A 19,195-nucleotide genomic window follows, 5' to 3' on the forward strand; every position below is an offset into this window, starting at 1 on the left:
CACTTCCTAGCTAACATTCTGAATAACGGGATAATACAGACTCGATCCCGCCAGTGCGAGCGCTCCCCCACAAAAATGCGGGCCTGCCCCGCTTTCACCGGGCAGGCCCTGTCTGCGTTGGCGCCAGACGGCGGTTACTTCATCAGACCGTCGGTGCGGGCTGCCATGATGAAATCGTTGCGATGCAAGCCGCCTATCTTGTGGGTCCACCAGCTCACGGTCACCTTGCCCCATTCAAGCAAGATCGCCGGATGATGGAACTCCGCCTCCGCCAGTTCTCCGAGGCGGTTGGTGAACGCCAGCCCCTCCTTGAAGTTGCGAAACACAAATTCACGGCGCAGTTGCAGCTCGCCGTTGACCACCAGGGGCTGCCAGTCGGGGATGAGGTGCATCAGCTCCCCCAGCTCCTGATCGCTCACCCTGGGGGCATCGGCGCGGCACGCCTCGCATCGTTGACTCGCCAGTTCAGTCATTCGGGACTCCTTTCATGAAACATCGTGGGAATGAATTCGGGTTAGCTCGCCTGCTTGCCGGCAACGGGGGCAAAGCGGGGTGGACGCAAGCCAAGACGACGGGCCTCGGCCACGGCCGCCATGATCCCCTGCCCCTCCAGACCATAGAGGGTATCGAGACGAGGCAGCACGAAATAGGTCGGCTGCATGATGTCGATGCGATAGGGGGTACGCAGGATCTCCAGCAGATCGAAGGGTTGCAGCTCGGGCTTGCCCGAGAGGGCATAGGCGGTCTCGCCGATGGAGGAGAGAATGCCGCCGCCGTAGATACGCAGCCCCTCCTCCCCCTGCAGGAGACCGAACTCCACCGTGAACCAGTAGAGCCTCGCCAGATAGACCCGCTCCTCCTTGCTGGCATGGAGTCCGAGCCGACCATACAGGTGGGTGAAGTGGGCAAAGGCCGGGTTGGTCAGCATGGCGCAGTGGCCGAAGATCTCGTGGAAGATGTCGGGCTCTTGCAGGTAGTCGAGCTCGTCCCGGCGGCGAATGAAGGTGGCGACGGGAAAACGGCGATCAGCGAGCAGCGCGAAGAAGTGATCAAAGGAGATGAGGGCCGGCACCGCCGCCACCGACCAGCCGGTGGCGGGCATCAGGGCGGCGTTGATCTCGCCCAGCTGGGGGATACGGTTCAGAGGCAGGTCGAGGCGTGCCAACCCGGCCTGGTATTCGTCGCAGGCCTTGCCATCGAGCGCCGCAAGCTGGCGTGCAATCAGGATCCGCCAGGTGCCATGCTCCTCGTCCGTGTAGTGGATCCGGCCCTGCCCATCCGGTTGGCGGGCCGTGTAGAGACTTGCCATGAGTGCTCCCATCCTTCGGGTGCCAGCCGCCATCCGGGCGGTCACTGGCCGTTGAGTCATGGGATCACTGTAACGGTTTGCCCCTCAAAAAAGCAGCCGACCCCGGGGTCGGCTGCTTTTGACAATTGTAAATAATTTGTGACATCCATGTCGGGTGCCAGCCACCTCACGACTTGTTGAGATAACCCGCCAACTGGCCGATCAGCCGCTTGCGCAACTCCCCCAGTTTCGGCTTCTCGTCGGCACACCAGGGGAGCGGACGACAGGCTTCCATGGTACGCATCCCGAGGCGCGCGGTGAGCAACCCGGCCCCGACACCTTGGGCGGCGCGGGCGGAGAGCTTGGCGGTCAGCTCGGCCCCCAGCAGATCCATCCCTACCTCGGTCACCAGCTCGGTGGCCCCCGCATAGAGCATGTTGCGAAACACCTTACGAATGAGGCGGATGCGGCTCCAGTAGCCGAGCTCGATGGCGTAGACATCGGCGATGTCCTCGATCATCCGCAGGTTGCGCCAGAGCATCAGCATCATGTCGACCGTGGCGAGCGGGCTCAGGGCCACCAGCACGGCGGCCTCCCCCGACCATTTGGCGACGCGGGCCTGGGCCAACTTGTCCCGCTCGGTGAGCACCAGCTGGCTGTAGAGGGTCAGCACTTCCCGATCGCTGTGGCTCTCGTCAAGCTGGGATAACCAGGTGCGATACCCTTCCCGCCCCTTGTCACCGCTCTTCTCGGCCAGGGCCTCGCAGAAGGCCTGCCCCTGACCGACCCCCTGGTGGGCCAGCAGATCCTCGGCTCTTGAGCGCACATCCTGGCGCCGCTTCAAGGTGCGCAGCCGCAGCCATTCGCGCCCCGCTACCCCGGCGGTGCCTACCGCCACCAGGCCGGAGGCAAGCAGCCAGGCGCCGCCCCAGAAGGGGGAAGCGGCAAACTGATCCACCAGAAAAGCGCCAAACTGGCCAAGCGACAGCAGCCCCACCCCGCCCAGCCCCCAGGCCAGCAGACGATGGCGGCGCCGAGGCCTGACGTGAAGCGCGGGTTCCACCTCGGTGAGCTCGTCCAGCGCGTCCAGAGGCTCGAAGCTCTCCTCTTCCAGCCGCCGGGCCGGGGCCGGTGGCTGCGCTTCGTTTGCCACCGAGGGCGCGGGCTCCAGCGTCACCTTGCCTTGCAGGGGAGCGGCGTCATCGGTGCGCCATCTTGTCTGATCGTTCATCGCATTCTCTCCTGTGGGCGCCCCTCGAGCACAGCGGGCCACCCACCCGTTATTCGAGGTGATCCCCGAGCAGGAATTCCAGCGCCGCATCGAGCCGGATATGGGGGAGCGCCTGATGGGCGCTCATGGGCAACGGGCGAAAGGCCTGAAAATCAAACCCTTGAGTTTTCCACCACTGCGCAGGCGGGATCTGGGCAGGCACCTCCCCCGGGAAGAGCAGCAAGGGCTCGCCCGAGAGGGTAGTGCCACGAATGGCGGGAAATTCCCGTCCGTCTGCCACCCCCTTGCCCACCTCGGTGGCCTTGATGGCGGCCAGCGCCAGGCATTCGGTCTCTATCCCCTCGAAGCGGGCCTGACCCCGGCCACGGCTCACCAGGTGCTGCAGGAGCGACACCAGAGGCCCGTGCTGCTCCGGCGTGACGTGATCGGCCTTGCTCGCCACAAACAGCAGCTTGTCGATGCGCGGGGCGAACAGACGGCGCCACCAGTTGCTCTTGCCGTAGGCGAAGCTCTCCATGATGCGGGCGATGGCCTGCTGCATGTCACCAAAGCTCGCGGCACCGGCATTGAGGGGCGCCAGGCAGTCCACCAGCACGATCTGGCGATCAAAGCCTGCAAAGTGCTGCTCATAGAAGCCCTGTACCAGATGCTGCTTGTACTGCTCGAAGCGCTGCTTGAAGGTGGCGTAGAGGGTGCCGTCTTCGGGGGAGTGTGTGGGCATCTCCCATACCCAGGGCACGAATTGCAGCAGCGGCGCACCGGCATACTCGCCGGGCAACACGAAACGCCCGGGCTGGATGAGGTGAAGCCCGAGCGCCTGCTTGCAGGCGTGCAGATAATCGGTGTAGCGGGCGGCCAGTTCGCTGGCGGCCCGCTCCTCGAAGGCTTGATCCGCCTGCCAGTGCGGCGTCAACCAGCCTGCCGCCAGGGCTTGCAGCTCGGGGCGGCACAGTTGCTCCCGCACCTGCTCGCTCCACTGCTCGTAGTTCAGATCCAGCAGCGGCAAATCCAGCAGCCACTCCCCGGGATAATCCACCAGATCCACATAGAGGGTGGAGATCTCCCCCAGGTGCCGACGCAGCGGATGGCGGGTGCGATAACGGATCTCGAGGCGTACCTCGGCCACCCCCCGGGTCGGCGCGGGCCAGGCGGGCGGATCGCCAAACAGGGCATCGAGGCCCCGTTCGTAGGGAAAGGTGGGAATGTGGACGTTTTGCTGGGGCACCCGGCGAGCACCAAGGATGCGTCCCTGGCGCTGGGCGTCCCAGAGTGGCAGACGACCGTCGATGGCCGCGTGCTCCAGTTGATTGACCAGCGCCGTGATAAACGCGGTCTTGCCACTGCGAGAGAGGCCGGTGACCGCCAGCCTGATGTGGCGATCCCGGGCCCGGTTCACCGCGTCAACGGCCTTGTGCTGGAGCACCGACCAGGAGTGTTCGAGTTTGTTGCGTATCAAGGCGGGTCTTCTTCTCCTTGTGATCACATCAGAGAGACGGCCGCGAGGCAGTATCCTCGCGGCCCGGCACGATTAGAGCTTGCTGAACTCCCGTTGCAGGGTGAACTCCTTGGAGGTCACCAGCTTCTCGATGCGCTGCACCCTGGGCTCCAGTGCATCCAGCTCCTGGCCGATGCGGGCAAGGGCCTGATGAGGTGTGACGCCAGCCTGCCAGCTGCGCGCCTTCATCCGCACCTCGGCGAACTCGGCATCTTCCTGGGAGTAGAGGGTGACCGGCTTCTTGTCGAGCAGGAACCAGGCGGCAATATAGGCGGTGAAGGTGATGAAACCGGCGAAGATGAGACCACTGATGGCCAGCAGCCGCACGATCCAGGTCTCCACCCCGAAGTACTCTGCCAGACCGGCACAGACCCCGGCAATCTTGCCTCGCTGGGGATCCCGGTACAGGTTGCGCCCTTCACGACTGACACTGTTCATACCTTGTTCCTCCAACCGGGGACTTCCGCATCCAGAATCGACGCCAATACGGTTTCGGCCCGCTCCGGCTTTTTGCCACGGTCATGACATCTCTCATTGAAAACCGTCATACCTTGTTTCTCCAACCAGGAACCTCGGCATCCAGAATCGACTCCAGGGCACCGACCCGTTCCTGCATCTTCTCGGCACGCACCAGCAAGCCCTGCAGCTGTTCACGCTCACCATCGGCAAGACCGGCGCCAATGCGTCCCTTGGCGCGGTAGTGCAGCACCAGCCAGATGGGGGCCACCACCACCATGAAGACCACCATGGGAACCATCAATACACCCAGCAGATCTTCCATCTGTTACTCTCCCTGTTTCGGTGCCGGATTGTGCTGGCCCAGCTTCTGGCGCATGGCTTCCAGCTCGCGGCTGATCTGGTCGTCCGCTTCCAGCTCGGCAAACTGCTGGGCGAGCGCCTTGTCGGACTGCCCCAGATCGGCGCGGGCTTCCATCTCGTCGATGCGGCGCTCCATGCGCTCGAACTTGCTCACCACGGCCTGACTGTCGCCACGAGCCACCTGGCTTTGCACGTTGAGGCGGCTGCTGGCGGCTTCGCTGCGAATGGCCATCGCCTTCTGGCGGGCACGGGCGTCTTCCAGCTTGGCTTCCAGCTGGCGGATCTCCTCCCCCAGCTTCTCGATGCCGCTGTCCACCGCCTGCTGTTCCCGAGACAGGGCGTCGGCAAGCTCCGCCTGTTTGCTCTTCTCGATGAGGGCGGCCCGGGCCAGATCTTCGCGCCCCTTGGTCAGGGCCAGCTCGGCCTTGCCCTGCCACTCGGCGACCCGCTCCTGATGGCGGCTCACCTGACGGCCGATCTCTTTTTGATTCGCGAGGAAGCGGGCCAGGTTGGAGCGCTCCTTCACCAGTTCATCTTCCATCTCCTGGATGATCAGACGCACCATCTTCTGGGGATCTTCCGCCTTGTCGAGCAGGGCCGTCAGATTGGAATTGATGATGTCGGCCAGGCGAGAAAAAATGCTCATGATTGTACTCCTGTGATAGGCATCGGGTTGTGTCTCCATTGACAATGGCAACTTGTGTGCCAATCTGGAACAATATTTAACTTGTTGATTTATATGGGCACTCAGAATGCAGTTCAAGTCCCTGGGAAACAAGTGATGATTAAAATAACCAACTTTTGGTAAGATTAACCAGATTTTTCAACTCACAGGGGCAGGGATGACCACGGCCACGGAAAGTCTGTTGGGTGAATCCAACGCATTTCTAGAAATCATCGAGCAGGCATCGCGCCTCGCGCCGCTGCGCAAGCCCGTACTCATCATCGGCGAGCGGGGGACCGGCAAGGAGCTCATCGCCCACCGCCTACATTATCTCTCGGATCGCTGGGATCAAAGCTTTGTCACCATCAACTGCGCCACCTTGAGCGAGAGCCTGCTAGAGACCGAGCTGTTCGGCCACGAGGCGGGCTCTTTCACTGGCGCCGCCAAGCGTCATCAGGGGCGCTTCGAGCGGGCCGACGGCGGCACCCTGTTCCTCGACGAACTGGCCACCACCAGCGCCCGGGTGCAGGAAAAACTGCTGCGGGTCATCGAGTACGGGGAGTTCGAGCGGGTGGGCGGCGCCAAGCCCCTCAAGGTGGATGTGCGGCTGGTGTGCGCCACCAACGAGGATCTGCCAGCACTGGCACAGAAAGGACGGTTTCGTCACGACCTGCTGGACCGGCTCGCCTTCGACGTCATCACCCTGCCCCCCCTGCGGGAGCGGCGCGAGGACATCCTGATGCTGGCGGAGCACTTCGCCCACGGCATGACCCGGGAGCTGGGGTATCCGCTCTTTGCCGGCTTCTCGCGCAAGGCGACCCAGCTGCTGCAAGATTACCCCTGGCCGGGCAACGTGCGGGAGCTCAAGAACGTGGTGGAGCGCAGCCTCTATCGCCAGGGCAACCCCCAGCTGCCGCTGGCGGAGCTGGTGCTCAATCCCTTTGACTCCCCCTGGCGCCCCCGTGCCCGAGGTGACGCCGCCCCTTCCACCGACGCGCCGACCTCGGCAGAGACGGCCCCGACCCTGCCGCTGGATCTCAAAGGGGCGGTGGCGGAGTACGAGATTAATTTACTCAAGCAAGCGATGCAGCAATCCCAGTATAATCAGCGCAAAGCAGCCCAGTTGCTGGCCCTGAGCTATCACCAGTTCCGGGGGATGCTGCGCAAATATCAATTGCTGGACGGGGATGACAACAGTGGCAACCAGGAGGCGGGCTGATGCCTGGCACCGGGTCTGTGCGCGCGGATAACGCGGCGCACGTCACCCCCGACGGGAGCGCCTGCCCGGCCGCCCCCCGCAACGCGCCCGCCCCCTGGCGGGCAACTTTGTCTGAAAACATGGTTCCAACATGAGAATGCTCACCCCCCTGCTGCTTGGTCTCCTGGTCCTGGTCAGCGGCTGTCAGAAACGCGATGAAGCCTCCAAAACCGGGCTCATCTATTGTGCCGAAGGGGCACCCCGAACCTTCAACCCGCAGCTTGCCAATTCGGATGCGACCCTGGATGCCAGTGCCCGTCCCATCTACGATCGCCTGCTCGAGGTCAATGCCAACACCCTCGGCATCGAAGGGGGGCTCGCCACCCGCTGGCAAAGCAGCGAGGACGGCCTCTCCTATACCCTAACCCTGCGCAAGGGAGTGACCTTCCACCGTACCCCCTGGTTCAGCCCGACCCGTCACTTCAATGCCGACGACGTCCTGTTCACCTGGCAGCGTCTGCTGGACGAACACCACCCCTTCCACGCCGTCTCCGGCGGCGAGTACCCCTATTTTTACAGCCTGGGGCTCGGCAACCTCATCAAGCGGGTCTACAAGAAGGGGCCCTATGAGGTGGTGTTCGAGCTGAACCGCCCCGATGCCTCCTTCCTCGCCACCCTGGCCAGCGACTACGCCATCGTGCTCTCCGCCGAGTACGGGGAGCAGATGCTAAAGGCCGGCACCCCGGCGCTGCTGGACAGCCGCCCCATCGGCACCGGCCCCTTCAGCTTCAAGGAGTATCGCCACAACGAGTTCGTGCGCTACCTGCGTCACCCCGGCTACTGGGGCGGCGAGGCCAGAATGGAGCAGCTCATCTACGACATCACGCCCAAATCCTCCAAGCGCCTTGCCAAGCTGCTGACCGGCGAGTGCGACGTGATGAGCACTCCCTCTGCCAGCCAGCTGTCGGTGATCGACAAAGACTCCCACCTGGATCTGTCGGTGCAGTCGGGGATGAACGTCGCCTTCCTCGCCCTCAATACCCGCAAGGCCCCGTTCAACAAGGTGCAGGTGCGCCAGGCCCTCGCCAGCGCCATCAATGTGCAGAATCTGCTGCAGGCGGTCTATTTCGAGACCGGCCAGAGCGCTGCCAGCCTGCTGCCGCCCCTCTCCTGGGGTTACAACCCCTCCCTGCCCCAGCGCAAGCCGGATCTCAAGCTCGCTCGCCAGTTGCTCAAGGACGCGGGCTACCCCAACGGCTTCGAGATGCAGGTGCTGGTGCAACCCGGCGCCCGTCCCTACAACCCGGACGGCCTCAAGACGGCGCAACTGATGCGCAGCGATTTCGCCAAGATAGGGGTGAGCCTCAAGATAGTGCAGCAGGCCTGGCCGGTCATCGAGACCCGGCTCGCCCATGGACAATATGACAGCCTGCTCTCGGGCTGGATCGCCGACAACGCGGATCCGGACAACTTCTTCCGCCAGTTGCTGAGCTGCGCCGCCGTCGAGCGGGGCAACAACTACAGCCGCTGGTGCAGCCCCGCCTTCGATCAACTGCTGGACGATGCGGTGACCACCCCGCAGCTCGCCTTCCGCCTGCGCAACTATTACTATGCCCAGTCCCTGCTCAACGAGCAGTTGCCGCTCATTCCCCTGGCCCATGCCCTGAGAACCCAGGTGAGTCGCAGCGACATTCAGGGGCTGACCCTGATGCCCTTTGGTGGCACCACCTTCAACCAGGCCCATCGGGAGTGACCATGACAGATAACCACTCCATCGTCGGGCCATCGGCGCACCGTCCCCAGGAGGCATAACCATGTTTTTCTATATCCTGCGCCGCATCACCCTGCTGGTGATCACCCTCCTGGTGCTGACTCTGGGGGCCTACCTCCTGGAGTTTCGCCTCATCACCCAGGTGCTGGATTTCTGGCACGGCTATCCTGACTTCCTCCAGCGCATCGCCGCCGGGGATTTCGGGCTCTCCAGCGTCTCCGGCCAACCGGTCCTCGACGAGATCCGTCACTACTTCCCGGCGACCCTGACCCTCTGCCTCGCCGCCTTCGCCATCTCGCTGCTGGTGGGCATCCCTCTGGGCACCCTCGCGGCCCTCTATCAGGGGCGCAGCCCGGACCTCTCCATCATGGCCGCCGGCCTCGTCGGCTATGCCATCCCGGTCTTCTGGCTGGGGCTGCTGATGGTGATGTTCTTCTCCCTGGATCTTGGCTGGCTCCCCTCCTCCGGCCAGATCAGCCTGCTCTACGACGTGCCCTCCATCACCGGGATCGCCATCGTCGATGTGTTGATGAGCCAGGAGCCCTGGCGGGAGGCGGCCCTGCACGATGCCCTGCGCCATCTGGTACTGCCTTCCCTGGTGCTGGCCGTGGTGCCCACCACCGAGGTGATCCGCCACGTGCGCAGCTCCCTCATCGACGTGATGAAACAGAACTACATCAAGGCTGCCGCCAGCCGCGGACTTTCCCGCCGCCAGATCGTCTGGCGTCACGGGCTCAAGAACGCCCTGCCCCCGGTGTTGCCGCTGCTGGGGCTGCAACTTGGCAGTGTGCTCACCTCCGCCATGATCACCGAGGTGGTGTTCGACTGGCCCGGCATCGGCCGCTGGCTGGTGAGCAGTATCGCGCTGCAGGACTATGCCGCCATCCGCGGCGCCTTCCTGGTGGTGGCGAGCTTCGTCATCTTCATCAGCGTCAGCACCGATCTGCTGACCACCATCATGTATCCGGCACGGCGTAAAGAACTCTATGCAAGACAAGATTGATTGCGGTCTGTGGATGAGCCACGGCGGCCCATGGGCCACCGGCGCACAGGCGTGCCCATCCCCTTGCGACCAGCACGGGAGCCTGCATCATGCACGATAAATCGAACATCTATCCGGAGCTCAAGATCCTCTCCCCCCTGGAGCAGACCTGGGCTTCCTACCGGCGCAACCCGCTGGCCATGGCGGGGCTCTGGTGCTTCGGTCTGCTGCTGCTGGTGACCCTCATCGGTCCCCTGGTGATCCCCTACGGCATCGACGATCAGCACAGCAACCACCTGCTGCTCGCCCCCTCCTGGGCCAACAGCGGCAACATCGATTACTTCCTGGGGACCGACGATCTGGGGCGCGACATCCTCTCCCGTCTGGTGGCCGGGGCCAGGCTCACCTTCGGCAACGCCCTGCTGGTGGTGCTCATCGCGCTGGTCATCGGCTCGGCCATCGGCATCCTCGGCGGCATGAGCAAGGGGGTGAAGTCGAGCGTGCTCCATCACCTGCTCGATACCCTGCTCTCCATCCCGTCCCTGCTGCTGGCCATCATCGTCGTGGCCATCCTGGGGCCGGGTCTGTTCAACACCCTGATCGCCATCACGCTCGCGTTGATACCGCCTTTCATCCGGGCCACCTACAACGCGGTCCACGCCGAGATGCAGAAGGAGTACATCATCGCCAGCCGCCTCGACGGCTCTCCGCCCCAGCGGATCATGCGTCTGGCCATCTTGCCGAACATCGTCGAGACCCTGGTGACCCAGACCACCCGCACCCTCTCCGCCGCCATCCTGGACATCTCGGCGGTAGGCTTCCTCGGTCTCGGGGCCCAGTCTCCCCAGCCGGAGTGGGGGGCCATGCTGGCCGATTCGAGCGATCTTATCTATCTGGCCCCCTGGACGGTGACCCTGCCCGGGATGGCCATCCTGTTCAGCGTGCTGGTGACCAACCTGGTGGGCGAAGGCATTCGCGAAGCACTCAAAGAGGGGAACGACTGATGTTGCCAGCCTTGTTATCTATCCCCGCCCCCGGACGCCCTGAGCGACCCGGCTGCGCCCTGAACGGGGGACGTTGCTGATGCCCCTGCTCGACATACGCAACCTCACCATCGAAATCGACACCCCCCAGGGCAAGGTCAAGGCGGTGGACAGAGTCAGCCTAACCCTGAACGAGGGGGAGATCCGCGGGCTGGTGGGGGAATCCGGCTCGGGCAAGAGCCTGGTGGCCAAGGTGATCGTCGGCATCCAGAAGGACAACTGGACGGTGCGCGCCGACCGGATGCGCTTCAACGACATGGACCTGCTGACCATGGCGCCCAAGGAGCGGCGCCGCATCATGGGGCGGGAGATAGCGATGATCTTCCAGGACCCTATCAGCTGCCTCGACCCCTCCGAGGAGATAGGCACCCAGCTCGAAGAGGCCATCCCCACCAGCGCCTTCACCGGCAAGTTCTGGCAGCGTTTCCAGTGGCGCAAGAAGCGGGCCATCGCCCTGCTGCACCGGGTTGGGGTCAAGGATCACCGCAAGGTAATGCGGGCCTATCCCCACGAACTGTCGGACGGCATGTGCCAGAAGGTGATGATCGCAATGGCCATCGCCAACCAGCCGCGCCTGCTGGTGGCGGACGAGCCCACCAGCGCCATGGAGTCCACCACCCACTCCCAGATCCTGCGGTTGCTGGACAAGATGAACAAGCTGGGCAATACCACCATCCTCATCATCAGCAACGACATCGCCGCCATCGCGAACCTGACCGACACCCTCAACATCATGTATTGCGGCCAGATGGTGGAAGTGGGGACCCGGGACCAGATCCTGGAATCCCCTCACCACCCCTATACGGATGCCCTGCTCAAGTCCATCCCCGACTTTGACAAGCTGGTGCGCCACAAGTCCCGGCTCGAGACCCTGCCCGGGGTGATACCGCCGCTGCAACATCTGCCCATCGGCTGCCGCCTCGGCCCACGCTGCCCCTACGCCCAGAAGCAGTGCGTGCAGACGCCGCTGATGAGCAAGGTCAAGGGGCATCAGTTCAGTTGCCACTTCCCGCTCAACATGGAAGAACCGAAGAAATGAACCGGCACCAGACCCTGATCCGGGGCACCTGCCCGCCCCGTCAGCCCCTCTATCCGGCGAGCACACCCAAGGAGACCACGTCGTGACCGAACCTTCCCTGTTGCAGGTCAGGGGCCTGTGCAAGACCTACCAGAACCGCACCGGCCTGTTCAGGCGCCGCGCGGTGGAGGCGATAAAGCCCCTCTCGTTCGATCTCGAGGTGGGCCAGACCCTGGCCATCGTCGGGGAGGCGGGCTCGGGCAAGAGCACCCTTGCCCGCATTCTGGCCGGCATGATTGAACCAAGCGGCGGGGAGATCACCATCGAGGGGCAACCCATGGTCCACGGCGATTACCAGACACGCTGCAAGCTGCTGCGGATGATCTTCCAGGACCCCAACACCTCCCTTAACCGGAAAATCCGGGTCGGCCAGATCCTGGAGACCCCCCTTCGCCTCAACACGGCCCTGAGCGAGGAGGAGCGCCGGGAGAAGGTGATCCAGACCCTGCGCATGGTGGGCATGCTGCCCGACCACGCCCTCTTCTATCCGCAGATGCTCTCCGCCGGCCAGCAGCAGCGAGTGGGGCTGGCACGGGCGCTCATCCTCAATCCCAAGATAGTGGTGGCTGACGAGGCACTCTCGACCCTGGATATTTCGGTACGCTCCCAGATCATCAACCTGCTGCTGGAGATGCAGGAGACCATGGGGCTGAGCTATGTGCTGGTGGCCAACGATCTGGGGATCGTCAGCCACATCAGCGACGAGGTGCTGGTGATGCACGAAGGCCGTGTGGTGGAGCGCGGCAAGACCTTGCGGGTCTTCGCCGATCCCCAGCACGACGTCACCCGCCGCCTCATTCAGAACTACAACAACGAATACCGCCGCTGATCCCGCGGCGCGTTTCCCCTTGCGCCAGACATAAAAAAACCCGGCCTGATGTCTCATCAGTCGCCGGGGGATTGCGCTCAAAAAGTGATTGCGTCGCTCGTAGTAGGAACAGGGGAATGGTAGGCAGCCCCCGTCACCTCAACAACTGTCAGATCTGACAGGCAGTCCGCTATGGAACCGGAATTGCGGATCCGGCGAACAGATGAGCTCGGCCTCCAGGCGACCGAAGAAGGCCACCCGCTCGCTGATGTCTTCGTCTGCGAACGTCTGTGCCAGGGCCAGGTAGTCCTGATAGTGACGCGCCTCCGAGCGCAGCAGGGAGACATAGAAGCGGCCAAGCTCCTCGTCCAGATGAGGGGCCAGCCTGGCAAAACGCTCGCAGGATCGCGCTTCGATATAGGCACCGATGATCATCTTGTCCACCACGGCCGCCGGCTCGTAGGTGCGCACATGGGTCAGCAGGCTGCGGGCATAGCGGGAGGCGGTGACGGGACCATAGGGGATGCCCCGTGCGGCCATGATCTCCAGCACCTGCTCGAAGTGGTGCAGCTCCTCCTGGATGAGGCGCACCATGGGGAACAGCAGGGGATTGCGCTCCAGCTCGGCAAACACGCTCCTGTCTGATTCGCCCATGGTGCGCTTGCCGAGGATCTCCGCCTTCTCCGGCAAGGCATCGAGCTCCCGGTAGAAGGTCAGCTTGGGCAACAGGTGACGCTTCTCCTTGGGCAGGCAGTAGCGGCGCACCAGGCTGTGGGCGGTGAGTGCCGCCTTGTTCTCGCAGTTGGCGTGATCGATAAGCAGGGTCTGCAACTGGGCGGGATCCCGCGCCATTTCCACCCACTCATCCGGGGTCTCGCAATGCAGGAACTGGCGAACGGGGGCTAACAGGTCATCCATCTGAACTCTCATCTGTTGATACGACACGCGGCGCCTGGCGCCGGGGGGCCTATGCTAACGGATCCCGCCCGGCCTGCCCACCGCCATCATGGCTCAGCCCGTCAGACGCCTGAGGGAGTCGCGGCGGATCAGGGTGCCGCTGAAGGCGGGCAGTGCGTCCCGGCTCCCCTCCTCCACCATGGTGATCAGGCGGTTGATGGTCTCCTGGATCATCCCGTTCACCGGCATCTTGACGCTCGACAGCGCGGGAATGACGTAAGGGGCCAGGGGGATGTCGTCAAACCCCACCACCGAAACCTCGTCAGGCACCATCACACCGGCTTCGTGCAGCCGTTTGATGGCCCCGATCGCCATGTCATCGTTGCTGGCCACCAGGGCGCTGAAGCGAGCGCCTCGCGCCAGCAAGGTCGAGACGGCGGCCGCGCCACAGGCGGGGGTCCATTTGCCGGGGGCGATCAAGGTCTCCTGCACGGGGATGCCGTGCCGGATCAGCGCCTGCCGGTAACCGGCCAGGCGCTCGGCGCCGGTGGGGGAATCCGCAGAGCCTGCAATGAAGGCGATCTCCCTGTGCCCCATGGCCACCAGCTTGTCCATCACCGCCTCCGCCGCCGCCTGCTGATCCGCATAGACGCAGTGGGCCGGATGGCGGCTCAGACGCCGGTTGAGCACCATGATGGGCTGCTCATGCTGCTCGATGATCTCGTCCATCTCCTCCACCCCAAGAAAGCGCGGATAGATGATGACGCCATCGCAACGGGAATCGAGCAGATACTGGATGGCCTGGCGCTCCTCGTCGGCGCTGTGCTTGCCGTCCGCTAGTATGAGCTGGCGCCCGCGATCCTCGGTCATCCGCGCCACCTGGGAGAGCAGCTCGCCGAAGTAGACGCCGTGGTAGAGGGTGTTGGTGACCACCAGTCCCAGGGTCCGGGTGTGCCTGGTCGCCAGCTGCCTCGCCACCAGGTTGGGGCGATAGCCGCACTCCTCGATGGCCTGCTGCACCCGGTCCCGGGTCTCCTGGCTGGTGTAACCATTGCCCGACAACACCCGGGAGACCGTCGCCTTCGACACCCCTGCCCGCCTTGCCACCTCCAGCATCGTCGTCATTGTGTTCTCCCTTGCTCGTCACGGGGCGCAGTGTACTGCACCGCCCCCGGCTTGTCGTCGCACGAATGGCGTGCTGGCCCGGGTTCAGTGATCCCATTCACGGATCCGGACGCTCGCTGCACAAGGTGCTTGTCTCCCGCGCTCAGGCCGCGCACTCTATGTGGAACCGGTTCCACATTCAGTTTCATGCGCGTTCCCGCCCTTCGCGGCGGCGGGGGCGAGCAGGCCCACTTGGTGAAAAGGATCTACCTCGATGTCAAAAAACTATGCGGCTCTGGCCGGTACCGTCATCACCGCACTCGGCGGCGCCGACAACGTCGTCGCCGTGACCCACTGCATGACGCGGCTGCGCTTTGTGCTCGGCGATCCCGCCCGGGTCAATGGCCCTGCCCTCAAGGCCATCACGGGCGTGCTCGGGGTGGTGCAGGCGGACAACCAGTGTCAGGTGATCATCGGCAACACCGTCTCCCACGCCTATCGCGAGGTGCTGGCCCTGCTGCCCCAGGGCGGCGGGCAGACTCCGCTTCCGGAGGCTTCCGCTGGCTGGAGCCTGCGCCGCATGGGCGCTGCCATCCTCGACGCCCTGATCGGCACCATGTCCCCCCTCATCCCGGCCATCATCGGCGGCTCCATGCTCAAGCTGCTGGCCATGGTGCTGGAGATGACCGGCGTGCTGGAGAAAGGCTCCTCGACCCTCACCATCCTCACGGTGGCCGGGGATGGGGCCTTCTTCTTCCTGCCCCTGATGGTGGCCGCCTCCGCCGCCGTCAAGTTCAAGACCAACATGTCCCTGGCCATCGCCATCGCAGGCGTGCTGGTGCACCCCAGCTTCATCGAGCTGATGGCCAGAGCCGCCGAAGGGGAGCAGGTGACTTTCGCCCTGGTCCCGGTGACCGCGGTCAAATACACCTACACCGTCATTCCGGCGCTGGTGATGACCTGGTGCCTCTCCTACATCGAGGGCTGGGTCGACCGCATCACCACGGCGGTCACCAAGAACTTCCTCAAACCCATGCTGATCGTGCTGATCGCGGCGCCGCTGGCCATCCTCTTCATCGGCCCCGTCGGCATCTGGATTGGCACCGCCATCTCCGGCCTGGTCTACACGGTCCACGACTACCTGGGCTGGCTGTCGGTGGCCATCATGGGGGCGCTCTGGCCCCTGCTGGTGATGACCGGCATGCACCGCGTCTTCACCCCGACCATCATCCAGACCATCGCCGAGACCGGCAAGGAAGGCATGGTGATGCCCTCCGAAATTGGCGCCAATCTCTCTCTTGGCGGCTCGTCCCTGGCGGTGGCCTGGCGCACCCGAAACCCGGAACTGCGCCAGACGGCGCTCGCGGCGGCCGCCTCCGCCATCATGGCGGGGATCTCCGAACCCGCGCTCTACGGTGTGGCCCTGCGCCTCAAGCGTCCGCTCATCGCGAGCCTCATCAGCGGCTTTGTCTGCGGTGCCGTCGCCGGCATGGCGGGGCTCGCCAGCCACTCCATGGCCGCCCCCGGGCTCTTTACCAGCGTGCAGTTCTTCGATCCGGCCAACCCCATGACCATCGCCTGGGTGTTCGGCGTGATGGCCCTCTCGGTGGTGCTCTCCTTCGTGCTGACCCTGGTGATGGGGTTCGAGGACATCCCGGTCGAGAGCCCGGCCTCCCGCGCCGAGCCCGTGCAACCCGTCGCCACCAGCCAGGCGCAGGCCGGGCTGTGACACCCCATTCAGACATGACAAGAGGTAACCAATGTCGTTAGCAAGATTTCCCCAGGGCTTCCTGTGGGGGGGGGCCCTGGCCGCCAACCAGGCGGAAGGCGCTCATCTCGAGGGGGGCAAGGGGTTGACCACGGTGGACATGATCCCCCATGGCCCGCACCGCATGGCAGTCAAACTCGGCCAGGAGAAGCGCTTCTCCCTGCGGGAGGACGAGTTCTACCCGAGCCACGGGGCCATCGACTTCTATCACCGCTATCGGGAAGACATCGCCCTGATGGCCGAGATGGGCTTCACCGTGTTTCGCACCTCCATCGCCTGGGCCCGTCTCTACCCCAGGGGGGACGAGCGCGAGCCCAACCCCGAGGGCATCGCCTTCTATCGCGCCCTGTTCGAGGAGTGCAAGAAGCACGGTATCGAGCCCCTGGTGACCCTGTGCCACTTCGACGTGCCCATGCACCTGGTGACCGAATACGGCTCCTGGCGCAACCGCCAGATGGTGACCTTCTTCACCCGCTATGCCCGCACCTGCTTCGAGGCGTTCGACGGCCTGGTGAAGTACTGGCTCACCTTCAACGAGATCAACATCATGCTGCACAGCCCCTTCTCCGGGGCCGGGCTGGTGTTCGAGGAAGGGGAGCACCAGGATCAGGTGAAGTATCAGGCCGCCCACCACGAGCTGGTGGCCAGTGCCCTGGCGACCCGGATTGCCCACGAGGTGAACCCGGCCAACCGGGTGGGCTGCATGCTGGCGGGGGGCAACTTCTACCCCTACTCCTGCAAGCCGGCCGATGTCTGGACTGCCCTTGAGAAGGATCGCGAGAACCTCTTCTTCATCGACGTGCAGGCGAGAGGCGCCTACCCGGCCTATGCGGCCCGCGTGTTTCGCGACAAGGGGGTGACCCTGGTCAAGGAGCCGGGGGATGACGAGATCCTCAAGCACACCGTCGATTTCGTCTCTTTCAGCTATTACGCCTCCCGCTGCGCCGCCGCCGACATGAACCAGGGCAACACCAGCGAGGCCAACGTGGTCAAGTCCCTGCGCAACCCCCACATCGAGGTCAGCGAATGGGGCTGGGGCATCGATCCCCTGGGCCTGCGCATCACCATCAACACCCTGCACGATCGCTACCAGAAGCCGCTGTTTCTGGTGGAGAACGGCCTGGGGGCGGTGGACGAGGTGAACGAACAGGGGGAGATCGAGGACGACTACCGCATCGCCTACCTGCGGGAACACATCCAGGCCATGGGGGACGCCATCGCCGACGGCATACCGCTCATGGGCTACACCAGCTGGGGCTGCATCGATCTCGTCTCCGCCTCCACCGGCGAGATGAGCAAGCGCTACGGCTTCGTCCATGTGGACAGGGACGACGCCGGCCATGGCACCCTGGCACGCCGGCGCAAGAAGTCGTTCTGGTGGTACAAGAAGGTGATCGCGAGCAACGGGGAGGATCTGGCCTGAGCGCCCCTTGCCCGGGTCATCGCCAGGCTCTGCGCCGGATGCACAAAAACAAGATGGGGGCCTGGGCCCCCATCTTGTTTCATCGCGATGACAATCTGAAAACGTTTAACTGCCTTCGTTGAAAATTTCCAGGTTGCTGGTCCCTTCCTGCCACTCGCGCACCGCCTTGTTGTCGTCGCTGCGCAGGGCATTCAGGTGGTCCAGGTAGCCCTGATCCACGTCGGAAGTGACGTAGTGGCCGTTGAACACCGAGGTCTCGAAGTGGCGCAGCTCGGGGTTGATCTCCCGCACCGCCGCTTCCAGATCTTCCAGATCCTGGAAGATGAGACCGTCGGCCCCGATCAGCTTGCACACCTCCTCCACTTCACGGCCATGGGCGATCAGCTCGTTGGCGGTGGGCATGTCGATGCCGTAGACGTTGGGGAAGCGAATTTCCGGCGCCGCCGAGGCGAAGTAGACCTTGGCCGCACCCGCTTCGCGGGCCATCTGGATGATCTGCTCGGACGTGGTGCCACGCACGATGGAGTCATCTACCAGCAACACCTTTTTGCCCTTGAATTCGGAGCTGATGGCGTTGAGCTTGCGGCGCACCGACTTCTTGCGCTGGGTCTGGCCCGGCATGATGAAGGTACGGCCGATGTAGCGGTTCTTCACGAAGCCCTGGCGATACGGCAGGCCCAGGGTGTGAGCGATCTCCAGCGCCACATCGCAGGAGGTCTCGGGGATGGGGATGACCACATCCACGTCGAGATCGTCCCACTCGCGGGCAATTTTCTGGCCCAGCTTGCGACCCATGTTGAGGCGGGCGGCGTAGACGGAGACCTTGTCGATGAAGGAGTCGGGGCGGGCGAAGTAGACGTATTCGAAGATGCAGGGGTTCATCTGCGGGTTCTCCGCACACTGCTCGGAGAAGAGCTGGCCCTGCTCGGTGATGTAGATGGCCTCGCCCGGGGCGACGTCACGCACCGTCTCGAAGCCGATGGCGTCGAGGGCCACGCTCTCGGAGGCGAGCATATACTCCACCTGCCCCTGCTCGTCGACCCGGCGACCCAGGATCAGCGGGCGAATACCGTTGGGATCGCGGAAACCGATGAGGCCGTGACCGATCACCAGAGAGACCACGGCATAGGCGCCGCGGATCTGCTGGTGCACTTTGCGCACCGCCGAGAAGATATCTTCCGGGCGCAGCGCCATCTTGTCGCACAAGTCCAGCTCGTGGGCCAGCACGTTCAACAGCACTTCGGAGTCCGAGGTGGTGTTGATGTGGCGGCGGGCCACCTTGAACTGCTGCTCCTTGAGCTCCTTGGCGTTGGTGAGGTTGCCGTTGTGGGCCAGCACCATGCCGTAGGGGGAGTTCACGTAAAACGGCTGTGCCTCTGCCGCGCTGGAGCTGCCTGCGGTGGGATAACGGACGTGTCCGATGCCGATATTCCCTTTCAGGCGCTGCATGTGGCGCACTTCAAACACATCCTTCACCAGACCGTTGGCCTTGCGTTGCCGGAAGTTTCCACTGTCAATGGTCACGATCCCGGCGGCATCCTGTCCCCTGTGCTGCAACACCGTCAAGGCGTCGTAGAGGGCCTGATTGACGGGGGTGGTGCCAACTATACCGACAATACCGCACAT

The 19,195-nt window shown here is 64.0% G+C and carries 18 protein-coding genes; 8 read left to right on the plus strand and 10 right to left on the minus strand.

Annotated elements, in window-relative coordinates; all coding sequences use genetic code 11:
* Window positions 1-134 precede the first annotated feature (134 nt).
* The 7 genes from AB5Y50_RS06605 to pspA form a co-directional block, all read right to left on the minus strand.
* Window positions 135-473, minus strand: a complete 339-nt coding sequence (locus AB5Y50_RS06605; protein ID WP_010674539.1) for a 4a-hydroxytetrahydrobiopterin dehydratase — start codon at window positions 471-473, stop codon at window positions 135-137.
* Window positions 474-514: 41 nt separating this feature from the next.
* Complete coding sequence (gene phhA, locus AB5Y50_RS06610; RefSeq protein ID WP_010674538.1) at window positions 515-1,309, minus strand: phenylalanine 4-monooxygenase; 795 nt, start codon at window positions 1,307-1,309, stop codon at window positions 515-517.
* 166 nt (window positions 1,310-1,475) lie between these two features.
* Complete coding sequence (locus AB5Y50_RS06615) at window positions 1,476-2,519, minus strand: YcjF family protein (protein ID WP_010674537.1); 1,044 nt, start codon at window positions 2,517-2,519, stop codon at window positions 1,476-1,478.
* 49 nt (window positions 2,520-2,568) lie between these two features.
* Entirely contained in the window at window positions 2,569-3,975 is a 1,407-nt protein-coding gene (locus tag AB5Y50_RS06620; protein WP_010674536.1) for a YcjX family protein, read from the minus strand.
* A 72-nt stretch (window positions 3,976-4,047) separates the two neighbouring features.
* On the minus strand, window positions 4,048-4,452 hold the full coding sequence (pspC, locus tag AB5Y50_RS06625; protein WP_010674535.1) for an envelope stress response membrane protein PspC: 405 nt from the start codon (window positions 4,450-4,452) through the stop codon (window positions 4,048-4,050).
* Window positions 4,453-4,558: 106 nt separating this feature from the next.
* Window positions 4,559-4,795 carry an envelope stress response membrane protein PspB gene (gene pspB / locus AB5Y50_RS06630; protein WP_005300084.1) on the minus strand — a complete coding sequence of 79 codons (237 nt, stop codon included), beginning with the start codon at window positions 4,793-4,795 and terminating at the stop codon, window positions 4,559-4,561.
* Window positions 4,796-4,798: 3 nt separating this feature from the next.
* Entirely contained in the window at window positions 4,799-5,479 is a 681-nt protein-coding gene (gene pspA, locus AB5Y50_RS06635; RefSeq protein WP_010674534.1) for a phage shock protein PspA, read from the minus strand.
* Between the two features lie 196 nt (window positions 5,480-5,675).
* Here pspA and pspF point away from each other — a divergent pair, with 196 nt between their 5' ends.
* From pspF to AB5Y50_RS06665, 6 genes are all read left to right on the plus strand, one after another.
* Complete coding sequence (pspF, locus tag AB5Y50_RS06640) at window positions 5,676-6,716, plus strand: phage shock protein operon transcriptional activator (protein WP_010674533.1); 1,041 nt, start codon at window positions 5,676-5,678, stop codon at window positions 6,714-6,716.
* Window positions 6,717-6,852: 136 nt separating this feature from the next.
* Complete coding sequence (sapA, locus tag AB5Y50_RS06645; protein ID WP_010674532.1) at window positions 6,853-8,448, plus strand: ABC transporter substrate-binding protein SapA; 1,596 nt, start codon at window positions 6,853-6,855, stop codon at window positions 8,446-8,448.
* 61 nt (window positions 8,449-8,509) lie between these two features.
* Window positions 8,510-9,469, plus strand: a complete 960-nt coding sequence (locus tag AB5Y50_RS06650; RefSeq protein ID WP_010674531.1) for an ABC transporter permease subunit — start codon at window positions 8,510-8,512, stop codon at window positions 9,467-9,469.
* Window positions 9,470-9,558: 89 nt separating this feature from the next.
* Window positions 9,559-10,452, plus strand: coding sequence for an ABC transporter permease subunit (locus tag AB5Y50_RS06655; RefSeq protein ID WP_010674530.1), 894 nt, complete (start codon window positions 9,559-9,561; stop codon window positions 10,450-10,452).
* A 79-nt stretch (window positions 10,453-10,531) separates the two neighbouring features.
* Entirely contained in the window at window positions 10,532-11,530 is a 999-nt protein-coding gene (locus AB5Y50_RS06660; protein WP_010674529.1) for an oligopeptide/dipeptide ABC transporter ATP-binding protein, read from the plus strand.
* An 82-nt stretch (window positions 11,531-11,612) separates the two neighbouring features.
* Entirely contained in the window at window positions 11,613-12,398 is a 786-nt protein-coding gene (locus tag AB5Y50_RS06665; RefSeq protein ID WP_010674528.1) for an ABC transporter ATP-binding protein, read from the plus strand.
* A gap of 138 nt (window positions 12,399-12,536) precedes the next feature.
* Here the strand turns inward: AB5Y50_RS06665 and miaE are convergent, their stop codons facing one another.
* Both miaE and AB5Y50_RS06675 read right to left on the minus strand, forming a co-directional pair.
* Complete coding sequence (miaE, locus tag AB5Y50_RS06670) at window positions 12,537-13,295, minus strand: tRNA-(ms[2]io[6]A)-hydroxylase (RefSeq protein ID WP_010674527.1); 759 nt, start codon at window positions 13,293-13,295, stop codon at window positions 12,537-12,539.
* A 93-nt stretch (window positions 13,296-13,388) separates the two neighbouring features.
* Window positions 13,389-14,399 (minus strand): LacI family DNA-binding transcriptional regulator, encoded by a 1,011-nt coding sequence (locus AB5Y50_RS06675; RefSeq protein ID WP_029314441.1) that lies wholly within the window; start codon window positions 14,397-14,399, stop codon window positions 13,389-13,391.
* 253 nt (window positions 14,400-14,652) lie between these two features.
* Here AB5Y50_RS06675 and ascF point away from each other — a divergent pair, with 253 nt between their 5' ends.
* Both ascF and AB5Y50_RS06685 read left to right on the plus strand, forming a co-directional pair.
* Entirely contained in the window at window positions 14,653-16,107 is a 1,455-nt protein-coding gene (gene ascF / locus AB5Y50_RS06680; protein WP_010674525.1) for a PTS cellobiose/arbutin/salicin transporter subunit IIBC, read from the plus strand.
* Between the two features lie 31 nt (window positions 16,108-16,138).
* Window positions 16,139-17,569, plus strand: a complete 1,431-nt coding sequence (locus AB5Y50_RS06685) for a 6-phospho-beta-glucosidase (protein WP_319882287.1) — start codon at window positions 16,139-16,141, stop codon at window positions 17,567-17,569.
* Window positions 17,570-17,674: 105 nt separating this feature from the next.
* Here the strand turns inward: AB5Y50_RS06685 and purF are convergent, their stop codons facing one another.
* Window positions 17,675-19,195 carry an amidophosphoribosyltransferase gene (purF, locus tag AB5Y50_RS06690; protein ID WP_236273504.1) on the minus strand — a complete coding sequence of 507 codons (1,521 nt, stop codon included), beginning with the start codon at window positions 19,193-19,195 and terminating at the stop codon, window positions 17,675-17,677.

Source organism: Aeromonas sp. s6, from assembly GCF_040907815.1.
Taxonomy (GTDB): Bacteria; Pseudomonadota; Gammaproteobacteria; order Enterobacterales; family Aeromonadaceae; genus Aeromonas; species Aeromonas caviae.

Coding starts and splice junctions, on each gene's coding strand:
- AB5Y50_RS06605 (WP_010674539.1), bottom strand. CDS start 473: ATGACTGAACTGGCGAGTCAACGATGCGAGGCGTGCCGCGCCGATGCC.
- phhA (WP_010674538.1), bottom strand. CDS start 1,309: ATGGCAAGTCTCTACACGGCCCGCCAACCGGATGGGCAGGGCCGGATC.
- AB5Y50_RS06615 (WP_010674537.1), bottom strand. CDS start 2,519: ATGAACGATCAGACAAGATGGCGCACCGATGACGCCGCTCCCCTGCAA.
- pspC (WP_010674535.1), bottom strand. CDS start 4,452: ATGAACAGTGTCAGTCGTGAAGGGCGCAACCTGTACCGGGATCCCCAG.
- pspB (WP_005300084.1), bottom strand. CDS start 4,795: ATGGAAGATCTGCTGGGTGTATTGATGGTTCCCATGGTGGTCTTCATG.
- pspA (WP_010674534.1), bottom strand. CDS start 5,479: ATGAGCATTTTTTCTCGCCTGGCCGACATCATCAATTCCAATCTGACG.
- pspF (WP_010674533.1), top strand. CDS start 5,676: ATGACCACGGCCACGGAAAGTCTGTTGGGTGAATCCAACGCATTTCTA.
- sapA (WP_010674532.1), top strand. CDS start 6,853: ATGCTCACCCCCCTGCTGCTTGGTCTCCTGGTCCTGGTCAGCGGCTGT.
- AB5Y50_RS06650 (WP_010674531.1), top strand. CDS start 8,510: ATGTTTTTCTATATCCTGCGCCGCATCACCCTGCTGGTGATCACCCTC.
- AB5Y50_RS06655 (WP_010674530.1), top strand. CDS start 9,559: ATGCACGATAAATCGAACATCTATCCGGAGCTCAAGATCCTCTCCCCC.
- AB5Y50_RS06660 (WP_010674529.1), top strand. CDS start 10,532: ATGCCCCTGCTCGACATACGCAACCTCACCATCGAAATCGACACCCCC.
- miaE (WP_010674527.1), bottom strand. CDS start 13,295: ATGGATGACCTGTTAGCCCCCGTTCGCCAGTTCCTGCATTGCGAGACC.
- AB5Y50_RS06675 (WP_029314441.1), bottom strand. CDS start 14,399: ATGACGACGATGCTGGAGGTGGCAAGGCGGGCAGGGGTGTCGAAGGCG.
- ascF (WP_010674525.1), top strand. CDS start 14,653: ATGTCAAAAAACTATGCGGCTCTGGCCGGTACCGTCATCACCGCACTC.
- AB5Y50_RS06685 (WP_319882287.1), top strand. CDS start 16,139: ATGTCGTTAGCAAGATTTCCCCAGGGCTTCCTGTGGGGGGGGGCCCTG.
- purF (WP_236273504.1), bottom strand. CDS start 19,195: ATGTGCGGTATTGTCGGTATAGTTGGCACCACCCCCGTCAATCAGGCC.